This window comes from Erwinia persicina (genome assembly GCF_014838825.1).
In the GTDB taxonomy this organism is placed as follows: Bacteria; Pseudomonadota; Gammaproteobacteria; order Enterobacterales; family Enterobacteriaceae; genus Erwinia; species Erwinia persicina_A.
In genome coordinates this window covers 179,380-198,122 of the sequence record NZ_JACYMO010000003.1, presented here as the reverse complement: position 1 = coordinate 198,122, position 18,743 = coordinate 179,380, and the positions used below count along the sequence as shown (strand labels likewise).

The following is an 18,743-nucleotide window of genomic DNA, read 5'->3' as shown; positions in this document are numbered from 1 at the left end:
TCACTCTTTCACACTGACCACAAACGTCCCTTCCGGGGTGACCGGCAGGTATTTTTTATAGAAGTTCATGTAGTTACCCAGCGGATCGAGATCCGTAAACAGGTCCGGGTAGAGCTGCTTCGCCATGTACTGCACCATCGCGAAGTCTGACAGCGTCCGCGATGCGCCCTGATAGACCCCGAACACTTTACCGTTTTTCACCGCCGGTAATTCATTCCAGCCCGGGCGCTGCATAAAGCCTTTCAGCTTCGCACGGGCTTCTTCCACCTTCACGCCCTGGCCCATCGGAAGGGCGTTCGGGTTTTTATTGTTTTCACGCCCGGAAATAAAGACAGCATCGGGCTTTGAAGCCAGCACCTGCTCAGGATTCAGCGGCCCCCACCACTCGACGAACGGCGTGGCGATGTTATTGCCGCCCGCTGCTGTCGCCATTGCGCCCCACATATTTTTACCGTAGGTAAAGGAGTACTCTTCCGGCCCTTTATTACCAAACTCCACGTAGACTTTTGGCTGAGGTTTGCCCGCCGCGGCAATGCGGTCGGCGACCTGCTTCAGCGCACCGGCATACAGTGCTGCCATTTCACTGGCGCGGGCTTCCTGCCCGGTCAGCGTTCCCAGTACACGCGTTGAAGCGACGTGCCGCTCAACGGTCTGGGCGTTGTAGTCAATGACCACCACCGGAATACCCTGTTTTTCGATGCGCTGCACGTCCTGGCCCAGCGCCTGGAACTGCCAGTCGGCAAGGATCACCAGGTCCGGGTTCAGACTGAGCACTTTTTCCACCGAGAAACTCTGTGCTTCCACCTCCCCCACGTCCGGGATAGTTTTCAGCGAGGGACGGTGCGCCACGTGCATGTTCCAGTTGGCCGGCACCCAGCCCTCCCAGGCCTCACGGGAGATGCCTGCCACGGCGTCATAAGCTTTCTCCCCGCCCACCGCCATATAATCTTCAAAGTAAAACCCTAGCACCACGCGTTTTGCGGGCAGGTCAACGCTGACTTCCCGGCCGATCACGTCGGTCAGGGTCTGAACCTTAGCCAAAACGGAAGGAGTGAAGGCCAGTACAGCAAAAGAGAGCGCGCAGAGCAGCGCACGTGGAGCAAACACAGAATTGGTCATGGATGCAGGTTCCCGGTAAAAAACTAAAGGCAAATAAAAATGATTATCAGTTAGATTTGACACGGTTTTTTACACAATTTAACCATTTCCTGCAACTCATTTAACCGCTACATTATTTCTCAACGAAACGGATGACCTCAGAAAGACCTCAATGATGAAATTTTCCATTAAACAGATTGCCGCCCAGGCGGGCGTCAGCAAAGCCACAGTGGACCGGGCCCTTCACCAGCGCGGCGCAGTTCATGCCCGGACTGAACGCCGCATCGCCCAGGCCATCAGCGACCTTGAACAGCAGCATCGTTTGAGCCTGGCCAGCGGCAGAACGCTGCCTGTAGATGTCATCATGCACACTCCCGCCCGCTTCAGTCAGCTGGTCGCGACGGCGCTGATGGAGGCGTTAAGCAGCTTTGCCCCCTTCCGGCTTACCCTGCGCCTGCATATTTTTGAAGAGATCGCGGCAGAGCAGATCGCCCGGCTGATGCTGCGCTGCGCCAGCGACAGTTATGGCATCGTGCTGAAGGCAGAAAGCAGCCCTGCCCTGACTGAGGCCATCGGGGAGTTGCTGAAACAGCGCGTACCGGTGGTGACGCTGGTGACCGACCTGCCTGACAGCCAGCGTATTCGCTACGTCGGTATGGATAATTACGCCGCCGGACAAACCGCTGCCTGGTTGATGTCACACCTGCTGGCACTGCACCGGCCGGAAGTGGCCGTGGTGACCGGCAGCCCGCATTTTCTGGGGGAAGAGGCGCGTGCCGACGGCTTTTGTGCGGCCATGTCCACGATGGCACCCGCGCTGAAAATGCGCCGCATTCGCGCAGGCTATGGCATTGATGCCCCCACCTACAGCGCGGTGTCACAACAGCTGGAGGCGCATCCCCTGCTGGGCGCGATCTACTGTGCAGGCGGGGGCAATACGGCGATCCTGCGCGCCTTTTCCGACGCCGGGCGGTCGCTAAAGGCGTACCTTGGCCACGATCTTGATCGGGAAAATCGCCAGTTGCTCAGTGACGGCAGGCTGGATGCGATCATCCACCACGACCTTGCGCAGGACGCACGGCGCATTTTTCACAGCATTCTGGCCTTCCACGGGTTTATGACGCCACCGGACGATCCGGCACCATTTTCCCAGGTCAGCATCATCACGCCTTATAACCTGTAAGCAGTGACAGTCACTGCTTTTTCTTGCTAATGCAGCGTAAAGAATTGCAAATCAGCCAGAAAAACCGCTGATAATCGGGTAAAAGAGAGGCGTGTACCACTACTGAGGACAATTTCCTTTCCGCACCGACGAGAAGCAACAACGCGGATAAGTTGTAAATATTATGGATAATATTGGCAAGACCTGGCAAAACCGCTCTTCCCTGCACGCTTCTGCTTATTCCCTTTCCGGCGAACAACACTGGCGCACCGCGCTTTAGTCCCCTTCCACATTTTATTTGTCTGAGACTTATTGCCGTCTGAAATCGCTTCAGGCTGGCGCGTAGACGTATTATCTGGAAGAAAAAATCATGTTTTACTGGATGTTACTGGCCCTGGCGATCGCACTTGAGATCACCGGTACGCTATTGATGAAGTGGTCAAACGTCAGCGACAATCAGCTGGGCTATTTCCTGATGCTGATGATGATCGCCCTCTCCTATATTGCACTCTCTGTTTCCATTAAAAAAATTGCCCTCGGCGTTGCCTATGCGATGTGGGAAGGCATTGGCATTGTGTTGATTACGCTGTTCAGCGTGCTGCTGTTTGACGAGTCCGTTTCGCTGGCAAAAGCGATTGGCCTGGCCACGCTGGTGGCGGGGATTGCCCTGATTAAGTCCGGCACCCGCAGCAGGAGGCCACATGCAGCCGTTTGAGTGGATCCACGCCGCCTGGCTGTGCGCGGCAACGCTGCTGGAGATTGCCGCCAATATCTTTCTTAAGCTGTCAGACGGCTTTCAGCGTAAAACCTACGGTCTGCTGTCGCTGCTGGCGGTGCTGGCCGCGTTCAGCGCCCTGTCCCAGGCGGTGAAGGGTATCGAGCTGTCCGTCGCCTATGCCTTGTGGGGTGGGTTCGGCCTGGTCGCCACTATCGCCGCAGGCTGGATCCTGTTCGGCCAGCGTCTGGATCGTAAAGGCTGGCTGGGGGTACTCCTGCTGCTCGCCGGTATGGCGATCATTAAGCTTTCCTGAGTGCCCCGTCGCAGGCGATGACCGTCGCCTGTGACGCCATCTCCTGACAACAATAGTCGGTGCGCATTAACGCTCCGACCTGTAAAGTCACAGGCGGGAATGATGACTCGCAGGGAGCGCACCATGACACAAAACAAAGCCACGCTGACCGGACTGATTGCTATCGTGCTGTGGAGCACCATTGTCGGGCTGATACGCGCCGTCAGTGAAGGACTGGGCGCAGTAGGCGGGGCAGCGATGATCTACTCACTCAGCGCGCTGCTGCTGCTGCTGACGGTGGGCTTTCCGGATGTTAAAAAATTCCCCCGGGCTTATCTGATAACCGGCAGCCTGCTGTTTGTCTGCTACGAACTCTGCCTGTCGCTGTCGCTGGGCTTTGCCACTAGCCGCACGCAGGCGATAGAGGTTGGTATGGTCAACTATTTGTGGCCCGCGATGACCGTGGTGCTCTCGGTACTGGCCACCCGGCAGAAATGCAGCCTGCTGCTGCTCCCGGGCCTGGTGCTATCGGTCGCCGGTATTGCCTGGGTGCTGGCAGGCGACAATGCCTTTTCCCTGATGGCGATCGGCCATAATATCGCGGCCAACCCGCTCAGCTACGGTCTGGCCTTCAGCGGTGCGGTGATCTGGTCGGTTTACTGCGTGGTCACCCGCCAGATCGCCCAGGGCAGTAACGGCATTACGCTCTTCTTTATCCTCACCGCACTGGCGCTGTGGGTGAAATTTTTTGCCGGGCCGCAGCCGGAAATGATCTTCACTGTGCGGGTCGTGGTCAGCCTGGGGCTGGCGGCGATGGCGATGGGTTTTGGCTATGCCGCCTGGAACACCGGCATTCTGCACGGCAACGTGACGATACTGGCGGCCGCCTCTTATTTTATCCCCGTTATTTCTGCGCTGCTGGCGGCCTGTCTGCTCAACGCCAGCCTGTCGATCAACTTCTGGCAGGGTGCTGGCATGGTCAGCCTGGGATCGCTGCTCTGCTGGTGGTCAACGCGTGTATCCTCACCGAACACCGCCACATCCGCACCTTAGACCGTCGGCGACTGGCTAGCGGTAATACATCGCAATACGCTGGCCGTTGACCTGCTCAACGGTCACCGGCAGATCGAAGATCTGCTCAATCACCTCTGGCACCATCACCTGCTCTGGCGTACCGCGGAATACCACCTGTCCGTCCTTCATCGCCAGGATATGGTCTGAATACGCCGAGGCAAAGTTAATATCGTGGATCACCAGCACAATGGATTTATCTAACTGATCGGCGGCGCGTCTCAATTGCTTCATCATCGCCACGCTGTGCTTCATATCCAGATTGTTCAGCGGCTCATCCAGCAGCACATACTGAGTATCCTGACACAGCACCATTGCCACAAACGCGCGCTGACGCTGCCCGCCGGACAGTTCATCCAGGTAGCGGTTGCGCAACGGCATCAGCTCCAGAAACGTCAGCGACTGCTCAATATGCTGACGATCCTGTTCCGTCAGGCGGCCTTTGCTGTAGGGATAGCGGCCAAAGCTCACCAGGTCCCACACCGTCAGGCGGCTGGTAAAGTGATTCTCCTGGCGCAGCACCGACAACACTTTTGCCAGTTTTTCACTGTTAGCCTCACTGACGTCCAGCGCATCAACCTTCACTTCACCGCTGTCTGCTTTTAACAGGCGGCTGATCACCGACAGCAACGTGGATTTCCCCGCGCCGTTCGGCCCGATAATCGAGGTAATACCCGACGATGGCAGCGTTTCACAGATATCCTGCAGTACCGGCTGGTTATCATAGTCTTTGCTAACGTGCTTAATTTCGATCACTTCGCGCCCTTTCTCAGCAGTAACCAGATGAACAATGCGCCGCCGCTGAACTCAATCACCACCGACAGAGTACCGGCCATATTCAGCAGCCGTTCGAGGATAAGCTGGCCGCCCACCAGCGTAATCATGCCGATCAGTACGCAGCCGGGCAGCAGGTAGCCGTGACGCCACGAGCCAATCAGCGGATAAGCGAGGTTAACGATCAGCAGACCGAGGAACATCATCGGCCCCACCAGCGCGGTCGATATCGCCACCAGCAGCGAAATCAGCAGCAGCAGGCCGGTTACGTGCCGCTGCCAGGCAATGCCGAGCGCAATGGCGCTGTCCGGCCCCAGCGCCATCACATCCAGACGGTGACGCAGCCGCCACACCACCAGCGTCACCAGCGCCATCACCAGCGCCGATATCAGCAGCACATCACCGTCGGCGCGGGTAAAGGTGGCAAAAATACGGCTCTGCAGCACAGCAAACTCGCCGGGTTCCATCAGCCGCTGCATCAGCCCGGAAATGCTGCGGAACAGCGTGCCGCACACCAGACCAATCAGCAGCACCCGGTGCAGATCCAGTCCGGCTCCGCCAAGCAGCCAGCGGTACAGCAGCGTGGCAAACAGCACCAGCAGCGTACTTTCCGCCACAAACCGCCCCACGCTGCCCAGCATACTCAGCCCGCCGACATCCAGCGTGAAGATCAGTAGCGTCTGCATCAGCACAAACAGCGACTCCAGCCCCATCACCGACGGGGTCAGAATGCGGTTACGGGTCAGGGTCTGGAACAACAGCGTACTGATACCGGAAGCAAAGCCGACCAGCACCATAGTGGCAAGGATCTGCCCGCGATGCCGCAGGATGTAGGCGATATTCCCGTGCAGATCGAGGGTCATAAACAGCGCCATCAGCGCCAGCAGCAGCCCGGCAAGCAGCAGCAGACGCTGTCCCGGCGACAGTGTCAGGTCAGTGCGCATGGCGTTTCGACCTCACAATCAGCACCAGGAAGATCGCCGCCCCCAGCACACCAAGCAGCGCGCTGACCGGAATTTCAAACGGATGAATAATCAAACGGCCGATGATATCGCAGGCGATCACCAGCACTGCACCCACCAGCGCCACCCACGGCACGGTGCGGCGCAGGTTATCGCCCAGCGCCAGGCTGACAATATTGGGCACGATCAGACCAAGGAAAGGCAGCACGCCGACCACGACAATCACCACGCCGCTGATCATAGCAATCATCGCCATGCCGGTAAGCATCACACGGTGGTAGCGCAGCCCGACGTTAACCGAAAAGTCACGCCCCATTCCGGCCACGGTAAAGCGGTCGGCAATCACTGCCGCCAGCAGCGTAATCGCCCCCACGCCCCATAGCAGTTCATAGCGTCCCTGCATCACGCTGGAAAAATCGCCGGACTCCCAGCCGCCCAGCGACTGTAGCAGATCAAATTTCATCGCCAGGAAAGTGGTGACCGAGCTGAACACCGCCCCCAGCATAATGCCGGCCAGCGGTACCATCAGAGAGGATTTCATGCGGATACGTTGGATCAGCAGCATAAACAGTGCCGTCCCGCCGAGGGCGAACAGCGTGGCAACGCCCATCTTCAGCATGATCGGCGCGGCAGGGCTGACGATCATCACCAGCAGCAGCCCCAGGCTGGCAGACTGCGTGGTGCCAACCACGGAAGGTTCGACGAAACGGTTCTGCGTCAGCATCTGCATCATCAGCCCCGCCACGCTCATCGCGCTGCCCGCCAGCAGCAGCGCGGCGGTGCGCGGAAAGCGGCTGATCATCAGGATTTCGCGCATCTCCGGGTCCGACCACAGGCTGACCAGCGTGACGCGGCTGACGCCGACAAACAGGCTGCACGCCATCAGGCCCAGCAGCAATGCCAGGCCTGCAACAAAGGCAACGGGTTTCATTTACGGCTGGGTTTTCGTTTTATCCAGCACCTGTTTTACCTGAGTCATCAGATTGCTGTAACTCTGAATGCCACCGGCGATATACAGCGAACCGGAATCCAGGTACACCACCTGCTGTTTTTTCCAGGCGTTGGTTTTACGCACCAGTGGGTTATCCAGCACCTGCTGCGCTGACTCGCCCTCTTTGCGGCCAATCGCGCTGTCACGATCCAGCACAAACAGCCAGTCCGGGTTAGCTTCCATAATGAACTCAGGCGACACGGCGTTACCGTGTTTGCCCGTTTCCGGGAAGGCGGTTGCGGGTTTAAAGCCCAGCACGTCATAGATAAAACCAAAGCGCGAGCCTGGCGAATGGGCGCTGATCTTACCGCCGTTGATCATCACCATCATGGCGCTACCGGCAGTGGCTGACTCCTTACGCACGTCAGCTATCTGCGCATTAAACGCCGCCAAAACCTGCCGGGCTTTTTCTTCTTTGCCAAACAGCTGACCTAACTGCTCCGTGCGCTCAGTCAGGCTTTGTACAAAATGTTTCGGGTCGAGGTCCAGCGAAACCGTCGGGGCAATTTCACTCAGCTTGCTATAGGCCTCGTGGGCGCGGGCACCGGCCAGGATCAGATCGGGTCTGGCATTGCTCAGAGCTTCAAAGTTGGGTTCGAACAGCGTGCCGGCATTCAGATACGCCTTGCCGTTGTACTTCGCCAGATGCTGCGGATAGTGCGCGCTGGTTTGTGGCACACCCATCGGGTTAATCCCCAGGGCATCCGCAATATCCAGCGTGGCCGGGCTGAGGATCACCACACGCTGCGGATTTTTCGGCACTTCCGTGGTGCCCTGCGCGTGAACGATTGACAGCACGGACGCCTCTGCTGCAAAGGTCGCGGGGGTAACGGCCAGCAGAGCGGAACACAGCGTTATAGCCAAAGCCTGAGGGAAGCGCATTTTCTCTCCTGAGAATCAGATAAGTAGCAAAAATGAGAACGATTCGCGTTTGATTTTGTTGCGGGATAATAACGACTGAACGGCAGGATGGGTAGACAGAACATGGCACAGAGTGTTCATAAAACATCCATTTTTCACAATCGGTGCCAAATAAGCAGATTGTGAGGTAAATGTGAATAATACAACCCATTGTTTATTATCAACTAAAATTATCACGCTGACTTTTACTGACAAAAGTGACCAATTGTGGAGATTTTAAGGATTCGTCATTCCCACCATAGAAATGATAACAATTATCGTTATCATGCACATTCTCTTACAACACCATACACTTTGAGATGATGCGATGAACAGGAACGGACGCTTTCGATTACACCCTCTGGCACTTTTACTGACTGCTACGCTGGCCGGGACGGCCGTGGCCGCTGAAGATGGCGACGTCAGTGCTGAACAGGATGATGTAATGCTGGTACAGAAAACGGCAGAGCAGGAATTAAAACAGCAGCCAGGGGTGTCGATTATCACGGCAGAGGATATTGCGAAGAATCCGCCCGTTAACGATTTGTCCGACATCATCCGCAAAATGCCCGGGGTCAACCTGACCGGAAACAGTGCCAATGGCAGCCGGGGTAATAACCGCCAGATTGATATTCGCGGCATGGGCCCGGAGAACACCCTGATCCTGATTGACGGCGTGCCGGTCAGCTCGCGTAACGCCGTGCGTTACAGCTGGAAAGGTGAACGTGATACCCGTGGCGACAGCAACTGGGTGCCTGCTGAAATGGTTGAACGTATTGAAGTCCTGCGTGGCCCGGCCGCTGCCCGCTATGGCTCCGGGGCCGCCGGTGGCGTGATCAATATCCACACCAAGCGCCCGACTAAAGACTGGCACGGTTCCCTGTCGCTGTTTACCAATCAGCCGGAAAACAGCAAAGAAGGTGACACCAAACGCACCAACTTCAGCCTGAGCGGCCCGCTGGCGGGTGACGCGCTGACCATGCGCCTCTACGGTAACCTCAACAAAACCGACGCCGATGCCGCCGATATCAACCAGGCGCAAAACGGATCCTATGCTGCGGGCCGTGAAGGGGTGCGTAACAAAGATATTAATGCGCTGGTTTCCTGGAAAATGACCCCCTCGCAGATCGTTGATTTCAGCTACGGCTACAGCCGCCAGGGCAATATCTACGCCGGAGATACCCAGTACAGCAATGGCAACATCAGCCCCGGTGGCCTGGTCGACTCACTGTACGGTTCCGAGACCAACCGCCTGTACCGTCAGTCTTACGGCCTGACCCATAACGGCTTCTGGGAATGGGGCGATTCTAAGCTCGCCTTCAACTATGAAAAAACCAATAACACGCGCATGAAAGAAGGTTCTACCGGACGCGTGGAAGGGATGATCAACAGCGATGAGTACAGCACCAGCCGACTGGAAAATTACCGTGCCAGCGCGGAAGCCAATATGCCGCTGGACCGCTGGATTGAGCAAACCGTGACTCTCGGCGCTGAGTGGAATCACGAAAAGCTGGACGACAGTGCCTCCATGTCAGCCACCGATGCCAGCGGCGTGATCATCGGCGATATGTCGGGGGATCCCGCCAGTCGCAGCAGCAAGAACAGCGCGACCACGGCCGCACTCTACGTCGAAGATAATATCCAGCCATGGGAAGGCACCTTCCTGATCCCGGGCCTGCGTTTTGATCACCACAGTGAATTTGGCAGTAACTTCAGCCCGAGTTTCAACTTCTCTCAGGATCTGGGTGAAGGGTTTAAACTGAAAGCCGGTATTGCCCGGGTGTTTAAAGCCCCGAACCTGTACCAGTCAAGCGAAGGCTACCTGCTGGCCACCCGGGGTAATGGCTGCCCGACAACGGTTGCCAGCGGCAGCTGCTACCTGTTAGGCAACACCAATCTGGACGCCGAAGTCAGCGTGAATAAAGAGCTGGGGCTGGAGTTTGCTGCCGACGGTTATGCAGCGGGTGTGACGTGGTTCCGCAACGACTACAAAAACAAAATCGTCTCCGGCACCGATCTGCTCGGACAGGCCTCCAACGGTTATAACATCCTGCAGTGGGAAAATGGCGGCAAAGCGCTGGTGGAAGGACTGGAAGCCAGCCTGACGATCCCGGTGGTGAGTGATGTGCTCGACTGGCGGACTAATGCCACCTATATGCTGGAGTCGAAAGACAAAAAAACCGGCAACCCGCTGTCGATCATCCCTAAGTACACCATCAACTCGATGCTGGATTATCAGATTACCGATAAGTTCTCCACCGAGCTGAACTGGACGCTGTACGGACGCCAGAAGCCGCGTGAGTTTGTGGAAAGCCGCCTTGAGGGCACCACCGGCCTGTCAAACAGAGAAATTGGTGCGTATTCCATCGTGGGACTGAATATGAACTATAAGTTCACCAAAGATCTGAGTGTGAAAGGCGGCGTCAGTAATCTGTTTGATAAGCAGATTTACCGTGAAAACGACGGGGCTTCCACCTATAACGAACCGGGTCGCGCCTACTATGCGGGCGTCACTATGTCATTCTGATCCCCCTGCCCCGCCACTGGAATCACTCAGGAAACATGGCCAGCTCTTTATCGCGGGAGGCGCAGTACCAGGTCTACGGAGGAAGGGCTGCTTGCTGCAACGGCATAAACACATCCCTGTAGCCTGGCGGCCGGCCTTCCCTGGCCGGCAGGCTGCTGCAATCAGCCCCAGCCCCTTTGCTGTTCATCCAGCCATTGAATAACTGAGAATATCTCCGAGGTCATTCCCTGACGCTAATCGCAGGTGTTTCCTCCCTCCCCTTTCCTGTGGTCCTACCAATTCCGAAAAAAGATGAATCAGCGCCACAAAAAAGCAAAATTCAAACAACAATCATTGTATTTAACTAACAAAATATTAACTATCAGCAGCTGTTAACCCCAGATTGCTGAATTGGTAGGACCGTAATCAGCAGGGGGGTGGAAAAACTCTGGAGAAGCCTGTATGCAGCCCTGGCAACAAGTCTATGACCCGCTGGACAATATCTGGCTATCCAGCCTGATTGCCGCCATTCCGATTCTGTTCTTCTTCTTCGCGCTGATTAAGCTCAAGCTGAAGGGCTACCTTGCCGCGACCATCACCGTGGTGCTTGCGCTGATGGTGGCGCTGTTTCTTTACCGCATGCCGGTCGATCGCGCACTGGCTTCGGTGGTGTATGGCTTCTTCTACGGGCTGTGGCCTATCGCCTGGATTATTATTGCCGCTGTCTTCGTTTATAAAATTTCGGTGAAAACCGGGCAGTTCGATATTATTCGTGCCTCAATTTTGTCGATCACCCCCGATCAGCGCTTGCAGATGCTGATTGTCGGCTTCTCGTTCGGTGCGTTCCTTGAAGGCGCGGCCGGGTTCGGTGCGCCGGTGGCCATCACCGCAGCGCTGCTGGTGGGTCTGGGCTTTAATCCGCTGTATGCGGCGGGTCTGTGCCTGATCGTCAATACCGCCCCGGTGGCGTTTGGCGCTATGGGGATCCCGATTATTGTGGCCGGGCAGGTCACGGGGCTGGACAGCTTTGAAATTGGCCAGATGGTTGGCCGACAGCTGCCCTTTCTGACCATTATCGTACTGTTCTGGATCATGGCGATCATGGACGGCTGGCGTGGGATCAAAGAGACCTGGCCTGCGGTAATGGTCGCTGGCGGATCCTTTGCCCTCGCTCAGTATCTCAGTTCCAACTTCCTCGGCCCCGAACTGCCGGATATTATCTCGTCCCTGGTGTCACTGGTGTGCCTGACGCTGTTCCTGCGCGTCTGGAAACCGGTGCGTATCTTCCGCTTTAAACCGGCGGATAATGCCCCTGAACAGCCGCTGGTGGTGGAGAAATACCGCACCGGCCAGATTATCCGTGCCTGGATGCCGTTCCTGTTCCTGACCGCCACCGTTACGCTGTGGAGCATCCCGCCATTCAAAGCGCTGTTTGCCCCTGGCGGCGCGCTGTACAACCTGGTGGTGAATATCCCGATCCCGTTTCTCGACAAGCTGGTGGCGAAGATGCCGCCGGTGGTCAGCGCCATCACGCCTTACGCGGCGGTGTTTAAATTTGACTGGCTGTCGGCCACCGGCACCGCGATCATCGTGGCGGCGCTGATCTCCATCGTCTATCTGAAGATGAAGCCTGCCGATGCCCTGTCGACCTTTCGCAGCACGCTGAAAGAACTGGCATTGCCCATCTACTCTATCGGTATGGTGCTGGCCTTCGCCTTTATTTCTAACTACTCCGGGCTGTCGGCCACGCTGGCACTGGCGCTGGCCCATACCGGCCCTGCTTTCACCTTCTTCTCGCCGTTCCTCGGCTGGCTCGGGGTGTTCCTGACCGGATCGGATACCTCCTCTAACGCGCTGTTTGCCGCGCTGCAGGCCACCACCGCGCAGCAGATTGGCGTGTCCGATCTGCTGCTGGTAGCGGCGAATACCACCGGCGGCGTGACCGGCAAGATGATCTCCCCACAGTCGATTGCCATTGCCTGTGCGGCAGTCGGACTGGTCGGGAAAGAGTCGGACCTGTTCCGCTTTACCGTGAAGCACAGCCTGATTTTCACCTGCATGGTCGGAGTGATCACCACGCTGCAGGCCTACGTCCTCACCTGGATGATCCCATGATCGCCTCCGTCCAGCTTGTCGAACGTATCCGTGCGCTGATTGCCGCCCGCCAGCTGACGGCAGGTGCCCGGTTGCCTGCTGAACGTAAGCTGGCTGAAGAACTGGCCGTGTCGCGCTCGTCGCTGCGCGAAGCGCTGCAGAAGCTGGTGGGGGAAGGCATCCTGTTCAGCCGTCACGGCGGCGGCTACTACCTGTGCGATGCGCCGCCACCGTGGTCAGAGCAGCGCATCGTACAGCCGCTGAAGGCGCTGGTGGCCGACGATCCGGACTATCGCAATGATATTCTGGAAGCTCGTCACGCCATTGAAGCCAGCACCGCATGGTATGCCGCACTGCGCGCCACCGACGCCGACAAAGAGAAGCTGCAAAGCTGCTTTGACGCCATCCAGCAGCAGGAGAGCCTGTCGCCGGAGATGGCCACCCAGGCCGATGTGCGCTTTCACCTGGCGATTGCCGAAGCCTCGCACAACGTGGTGCTGTTACAGACCATGCGCGGCTTCTTCGATCTGCTGCAATCCTCCGTGGCCCACAGTCGTGAACGCATGTACACCGCCCCGACCATTTTTGCGCGGCTGACAGAGCAGCATGAGGCGCTGCTGCTGGCGATCCTCGCCGGGGACCCGGAGCGGGCGAGTCAGGCGGCCAGACACCACCTTGGTTTTGTTCAGACCACCCTGAAAAACCTGCATGAAAATGAAGCCCGGCAGCGGCGCAGCACCCGCCTGCCGGATGACGATACCGATATCACAAGGGACGAAAATCGATGATTATTTCAGCCGGAACCGACTACCGCGCCGCAGCCAAACGCATCCTGCCACCGTTTCTGTTTCACTACATTGATGGCGGGGCCTATGCCGAACATACGCTGCGGCGTAACGTTGAGGACCTGGCCAGCATCGCGCTAAAGCAGCGCGTGCTGAACAATATGTCCGACCTGAGCCTGCACACCACGCTGTTTAACGAAACGCTGTCGATGCCGGTGGCGCTGGCCCCGGTCGGGCTGTGCGGCATGTACGCCCGACGTGGTGAAGTGCAGGCGGCGAGAGCGGCAGAGGCCAGAGGCATTCCGTTTACCCTGTCCACCGTATCGGTCTGCCCGATTGAAGAGGTGGCACCGGCCATCACCCGCCCGATGTGGTTCCAGCTCTATGTGCTGAAAGATCGTGGGTTTATGCGTAACGCGCTGGAACGCGCGAAAGCCGCAGGCTGCTCCACGCTGGTGTTTACCGTGGATATGCCCACCCCAGGCGCGCGCTACCGTGATGCGCATTCGGGGATGAGCGGGGCGAATGCCGCCCTGCGCCGCTACGGCCAGGCCGTGACCCACCCGCAGTGGGCGTGGGACGTCGGGCTGCATGGCAGGCCGCATGACCTGGGCAATATCTCCGCCTACCTCGGCAAGCCCACCGGGCTGGAAGATTATATCGGCTGGCTGGCGAATAACTTCGATCCCTCTATAAGCTGGAGCGATCTGGAGTGGATCCGCGAGTTCTGGGACGGCCCGATGATCATTAAAGGCATCCTCGATCCTGACGATGCGCGCGATGCCGTGCGCTTCGGGGCCGACGGCATTGTGGTGTCCAACCACGGTGGTCGCCAGCTGGATGGGGTGCTGTCAACGGCACGCGCGCTGCCCGCCATTGCCGATGCGGTAAAAGGCGATATTGCCATCCTGGCTGACAGCGGCATCCGCAACGGTCTGGATGTGGTGCGCATGATTGCACTGGGCGCAGACACCGTGCTGTTAGGCCGTGCTTACCTTTATGCGCTGGCAACGGCCGGTCAGGCTGGCGTCGAAAACCTGCTGACGCTGATTGAAAAAGAGATGCGGGTGGCGATGACGCTGACCGGAATGAAGTCCGTCGCGGATATATCGCGTTCAGCACTGGTGGATAACGGGCTGGCTTAATCCAAAAATCGCCTGGCGACAGGTACCGTCGTCGGCACGTTCGGACTGACACCGCAGCGGGGTAGTGAGGGCAGATCCGGCTGGCAGCAGCCGCTGTTCAACCCCGTTGTTCATCTGCACGGGCAGTGACCACGCGACCCGACCCTGCCGCCGGTCACCGCACAAATTGCCACCATTGTAATGATAACCATTATCAATTATCCTCTCACCGTCATTTTTTTGCCGGGCGATGTAACTTCTTATGTCAACGCTGACGGCGCCGCTGGCTGCCGACGCTTTTAACACCCTGTATCAGACGCATCACCGCTGGCTGCGCCACTGGCTGCAGCACAAGCTGGGCTCCAGCTGCGATGCGGACGATCTGGCTCAGGATACCTTTGTTCGGGTGCTGCTCGGGGGCAGCGCCCAGGATATCCGCGAACCGAAATCCTTCCTCTGCACCGTCGCCCGGTGCGTGATGGTCGACTTTTTCCGCCGCAATGCGCTGGAACGCGCCTGGCGGGAGATGCTGGAACAGCTGCCGGAAGCGCAGGTGCCCTCCCCCGAGCTTCAGCATGAGCTACTGGAAACGCTGCAGGAAATTGATGCGATGCTCGACGGACTCGGCGTAAAAGTGCGCCAGGCGTTTCTGCTGTCGCAGCTGGAAGGGCTGACCTATGCGCAGATTGCCGGCCAGCTGAACGTCTCCGTCAGTTCGGTGAAAAAATACATGGCCAGAGCCACTGAACACTGCCTGCTGTTCCGGCTGGGGCTGGGCTGACATGAGGCATGAAACGGTCAGTGACCGGCAGAAGCTGGCGCTGAAAATGGCGGCGCACTGGTTCGCCACCCTGTGCGCCGGGGAGATCACCCCGCAGCAGAGCGCAAAATGGCAGGCATGGTATCAGCAGCATGAAGACCACCGCTGGGCCTGGCAGCGCGTGGAATCCCTGCAGGGAGAGCTGAAAAACATCCCGGGCCATCTCAGCTATCAGACGCTGCATCAGGCGCAGCAGAGCGCGCAACTGACCCGCCGCCGGGTGCTGAAATCGCTGCTGGTGCTGCTGGGTGTCGGCGGCACCAGCTGGCAGCTGTGGCAGTCCCCGACCGGCGTCGGCCTGCGGGCCGACTACCACACCGGTACCGGCGAACAGCGTCAGGTCCGGCTGGACGATGGCTCACAGCTGCAGCTCAATACCGCCAGCGCCGTGAGCGTGGCTTTCAGCCCGCAGCAGCGTGTGCTGCATCTGGCGCAGGGGGAGATCGCCATTAACACGGCGAGGGACGCGCAGCAGCGTCCGTTTCGGGTCACCACCCGCCAGGGCAGCCTGCGTGCGCTGGGCACGGCATTCAGCGTACGTCAGTGGGAGCATCAGACGCAGCTGACCGTAGAAAAGCATGCGGTCGAAGTCACGCTTAACGCCGCCCCTCAGCAGAAAATCCGCGTGCAGGCAGGCCAGACGCTGCGCTTTACCGACCGGGCCTTTGACCCCGTCCGCGCATTAACGCCTGGCGATATCAGCTGGACGCAGGGCCTGTTAACCGTCAGCAATCGCCGCCTGTCGGAGGTGCTTGCCGAGGTGGCCCGCTATCGCCACGGGATACTGAGCTGCGACCCCAGCGCCGCCGATCTGCGCGTCAGCGGCACCTTTCCGCTGCGCGATACCGACCAGCTACTGCGGGTGCTGGCGCAGACGTTACCGATCGCCGTTCATACCCGCAGCCGTTACTGGGTCAGGGTCAGCGCCGCCTGAATCCCTGACGCTGAATAAAAATAAGAAATATTTTCATTTCGATTGTCCCTTTTGCGCTGCTTATCCGACTCCTGTAGTACACCACATAAAAATGATTTTTTTCGGAGACGGTCATGTCTGAACCCAGCCCCCGCATTCAGTACGCTTTTTACCAGGCAACACCTCTGGCTATCGCGCTTCACTGCGCGCTGATCCCTGCCGTCCTGCTGGCGGCACCTTTTGCCGCAGCAGCAGCGGCCACGCCCCAGGCCTATCAGATTGCCGCCACCGATCTCGACAGCGCGCTGAACCAGTTTGCAGCCCGTTCCGGCATCACCCTGTCACTCGACGCGTCACTGACGCAGGGTAAACAAAGCCCGGGGCTGAACGGCCGCTATACGCCAGAAGAGGGTCTGCAAACCCTGCTCAACGGCAGCGGTCTGCAGGGGAAATCACTGGGTAATAACGCGTGGACGGTGACGCCGGTGCCAGCAGCAGCCCCCGCCGAAACGCTGACCGTGGTCGGTGACTGGCTGGCCGAAGCCCGTGAGAATGACGTCTTCGAACATGCCGGGGCGCGTGATGTGCTCCGCCGTGAGGACTTTACCAAAACCGGTGCCACCACCCTGCGCGAAGCACTGAACCGTATTCCCGGCGTCAACGCCCCGGAAAATAACGGCACGGGCAGCCATGATATGGCGATGAACTTTGGCATTCGCGGCCTTAATCCGCGTCTGGCCAGCCGCTCAACTATTCTGATGGACGGTATTCCGGTGCCGTTCGCCCCGTACGGCCAGCCGCAGCTGTCGCTGGCCCCGGTATCGCTCGGGAATATGGATGCCGTCGACGTGGTGCGTGGGGGCGGTGCCGTGCGCTACGGACCGCAGAGCGTGGGCGGCGTGGTGAACTTTGTCACCCGCGCCATCCCGAAGGAATTTGGCATTGAAGCCGGAATGGAAGGGTTACAGAGCCCGACCTCCAGCCAGCACGATCCCAAAGGCAGCGGCAACCTGATGATCGGCGGCACCGCCGATAACGGCCTCGGCGCGGCGCTGCTCTACTCCGGCACCCGGGGCAGCGACTGGCGCGAACACAGCTCGACCAAAATCGACGACGTGATGCTGAAAACCCGCTATGCGCCAAACGAGGTACATACCTTCACCAGCCTGCTGCAATACTATGAAGGCCGGGCGCAGATGCCGGGCGGCCTGTCGCGCGCCGACTACAACGCTGACCGTTTCCAGTCCACCCGCCCGTACGACGAGTTCTGGGGCCGCCGCCAGCTGGCCAGCCTCGGCTATCAGTATCAGCCGGACACACAGCACAAGTTTTCGGTTCTGACCTTCTACACCAACACCCTGCGCAGCGGCTATCTCGATCAGGGAAAAAACCTGACGCTGTCACCGCGTGAATACTGGGTGCGCGGCGTGGAGCCGCGCTACAGTCAGAGCTTCACCCTCGGGGAAACCGCCCATGAAGTGGGCGTCGGCTACCGCTACGTCAGTGAATCCACCCACGAAGTGCGCTACACCAGCCCGGCCAGCAGCGGCAGACTGCCCACCGGCAACAGCCCGTACGACCGGGATACGCAGTCCGGCACCGAGGCGCACGCCTGGTATATTGATGACCGCATCGACGTGGGTAACTGGACCCTGACGCCGGGCATGCGCTATGAGCATATCCAGTCGTATCAGAACGACTACGTCAAAGACGGCAGACAGGAGATTGGCTATAACGCCCCGCTCCCGGCGCTGAATGTGCTGTATCACCTCAACGAGTCGTGGAACCTGTATGCCAATACTGAAGGCTCCTTCGGCACCGTGCAGTACAGCCAGATTGGCAAGGCGGTCAGCAGCGGCAGCATTGAGCCGGAAAAGGCGCGGACCTGGGAAGTCGGTACCCGCTTTGATAACCAGGCTCTGCAGGCGGAAGTGGGCCTGTTCCTGATTAACTTTAGCAACCAGTATGAGTCTAACCAGACTGACGACAGCGTGACCTCACGCGGAAAAACCCGCCACAGCGGGCTGGAAAGCCGGCTGCGTTATGACCTGGGCGATGTCTCGCCGGCGCTGGAAAACCTCTCCGTTTCCGCCAGCTATGCTTACGTGAATGCGGTGATCCGTCAGGCCGGGGATAACTATGGCAATCAGGTGCCGTTTTCACCGAAGCATAAGGGGACGCTGGGGATGGATTACCTCAGTGGAAGCTGGACCTTTAACGTCAACAGCGAATATCAGTCTGGTCAGTACGCGGACAACGCCAACACGCAGGATGAGAGTGCGGATGGCAGCCTTGGCCGCATACCCGGCTTTATGCTGTGGGGCGCGCGCGCCAGCTATGATTTTGGCCCGCAGTTCGCCAACCTCAATCTGGGCATCGGGGTGAAAAATATCCTCGACCATCATTACTTTACCCGTGCCGCCGAAGACAATAACAAGGGCCTGTACGCCGGTCAGCCGCGCACGATTTATATGCAGGGCTCGGTGAAGTTCTGATCGTTCGTCCCCCAGCGGGCTGCGTTACGGCAGCTCGC

General features: G+C 58.5%; 16 protein-coding genes. 11 read left to right on the top strand and 5 right to left on the bottom strand.

Translation table 11 applies throughout. The features are described 5' to 3' along the window. Entirely contained in the window at positions 1-1,119 is a 1,119-nt protein-coding gene (locus tag IFU29_RS10095) for an ABC transporter substrate-binding protein (protein WP_191933824.1), read from the bottom strand. A gap of 151 nt (positions 1,120-1,270) precedes the next feature. Between IFU29_RS10095 and IFU29_RS10090 the strand changes: the two genes are divergently transcribed. From IFU29_RS10090 to yddG, 4 genes are all read left to right on the top strand, one after another. Beyond that, positions 1,271-2,281, top strand: coding sequence for a substrate-binding domain-containing protein (locus IFU29_RS10090; protein ID WP_191933823.1), 1,011 nt, complete (start codon positions 1,271-1,273; stop codon positions 2,279-2,281). A 349-nt stretch (positions 2,282-2,630) separates the two neighbouring features. Further along, complete coding sequence (gene mdtJ / locus IFU29_RS10085; RefSeq protein ID WP_191933822.1) at positions 2,631-2,975, top strand: multidrug/spermidine efflux SMR transporter subunit MdtJ; 345 nt, start codon at positions 2,631-2,633, stop codon at positions 2,973-2,975. After that, positions 2,962-3,291: a multidrug/spermidine efflux SMR transporter subunit MdtI gene (gene mdtI, locus IFU29_RS10080; protein ID WP_191933821.1), complete on the top strand. Its 330-nt coding sequence runs from the start codon at positions 2,962-2,964 to the stop codon at positions 3,289-3,291. Before mdtJ ends, mdtI begins: the two co-directional genes overlap by 14 nt. Before the next feature lie 123 nt (positions 3,292-3,414). After that, complete coding sequence (gene yddG / locus IFU29_RS10075) at positions 3,415-4,323, top strand: aromatic amino acid DMT transporter YddG (protein ID WP_191933820.1); 909 nt, start codon at positions 3,415-3,417, stop codon at positions 4,321-4,323. Positions 4,324-4,338: 15 nt separating this feature from the next. Here yddG and IFU29_RS10070 read toward each other — a convergent pair whose 3' ends face one another. Genes IFU29_RS10070 through IFU29_RS10055 form a run of 4 tightly spaced genes read right to left on the bottom strand, consistent with a single transcriptional unit; the run spans position 4,339 to position 7,950 of the window. Continuing rightward, positions 4,339-5,097: an ATP-binding cassette domain-containing protein gene (locus tag IFU29_RS10070; RefSeq protein ID WP_191933819.1), complete on the bottom strand. Its 759-nt coding sequence runs from the start codon at positions 5,095-5,097 to the stop codon at positions 4,339-4,341. Continuing rightward, the gene (locus tag IFU29_RS10065) at positions 5,094-6,059 is read right to left on the bottom strand and encodes an iron chelate uptake ABC transporter family permease subunit (protein ID WP_244633674.1); all 966 of its coding nucleotides are present in this window, start codon (positions 6,057-6,059) and stop codon (positions 5,094-5,096) included. The genes IFU29_RS10070 and IFU29_RS10065 overlap by 4 nt, the downstream gene beginning before the upstream one ends. Then, positions 6,049-7,008, bottom strand: coding sequence for an ABC transporter permease (locus IFU29_RS10060; protein WP_191933818.1), 960 nt, complete (start codon positions 7,006-7,008; stop codon positions 6,049-6,051). The genes IFU29_RS10065 and IFU29_RS10060 overlap by 11 nt, the downstream gene beginning before the upstream one ends. Beyond that, the gene (locus IFU29_RS10055; protein WP_191933817.1) at positions 7,009-7,950 is read right to left on the bottom strand and encodes a siderophore ABC transporter substrate-binding protein; all 942 of its coding nucleotides are present in this window, start codon (positions 7,948-7,950) and stop codon (positions 7,009-7,011) included. It abuts the gene before it with no gap. A gap of 346 nt (positions 7,951-8,296) precedes the next feature. Here IFU29_RS10055 and IFU29_RS10050 point away from each other — a divergent pair, with 346 nt between their 5' ends. The 7 genes from IFU29_RS10050 (at position 8,297) to fecA (ending at position 18,705) form a co-directional block, all read left to right on the top strand. Next, entirely contained in the window at positions 8,297-10,495 is a 2,199-nt protein-coding gene (locus IFU29_RS10050; RefSeq protein WP_191933816.1) for a TonB-dependent siderophore receptor, read from the top strand. Positions 10,496-10,936: 441 nt separating this feature from the next. Next, a complete protein-coding gene (gene lldP / locus IFU29_RS10045; RefSeq protein WP_191933815.1) occupies positions 10,937-12,589 on the top strand; it encodes an L-lactate permease in 1,653 nt (550 codons plus the stop codon). Further along, positions 12,586-13,356, top strand: coding sequence for a transcriptional regulator LldR (gene lldR, locus IFU29_RS10040; protein ID WP_191933814.1), 771 nt, complete (start codon positions 12,586-12,588; stop codon positions 13,354-13,356). Before lldP ends, lldR begins: the two co-directional genes overlap by 4 nt. Further along, on the top strand, positions 13,353-14,498 hold the full coding sequence (gene lldD, locus IFU29_RS10035; RefSeq protein ID WP_191933813.1) for an FMN-dependent L-lactate dehydrogenase LldD: 1,146 nt from the start codon (positions 13,353-13,355) through the stop codon (positions 14,496-14,498). The genes lldR and lldD overlap by 4 nt, the downstream gene beginning before the upstream one ends. 241 nt (positions 14,499-14,739) lie before the next feature. Beyond that, on the top strand, positions 14,740-15,258 hold the full coding sequence (fecI, locus tag IFU29_RS10030; protein ID WP_191933812.1) for a ferric citrate uptake sigma factor FecI: 519 nt from the start codon (positions 14,740-14,742) through the stop codon (positions 15,256-15,258). 1 nt (position 15,259) lies between these two features. Further along, entirely contained in the window at positions 15,260-16,231 is a 972-nt protein-coding gene (gene fecR, locus IFU29_RS10025; RefSeq protein WP_191933811.1) for a ferric citrate uptake sigma factor regulator FecR, read from the top strand. A gap of 113 nt (positions 16,232-16,344) precedes the next feature. Beyond that, positions 16,345-18,705 (top strand): TonB-dependent Fe(3+) dicitrate receptor FecA, encoded by a 2,361-nt coding sequence (fecA, locus tag IFU29_RS10020; protein ID WP_191933810.1) that lies wholly within the window; start codon positions 16,345-16,347, stop codon positions 18,703-18,705. Positions 18,706-18,743: the final 38 nt, after the last annotated feature.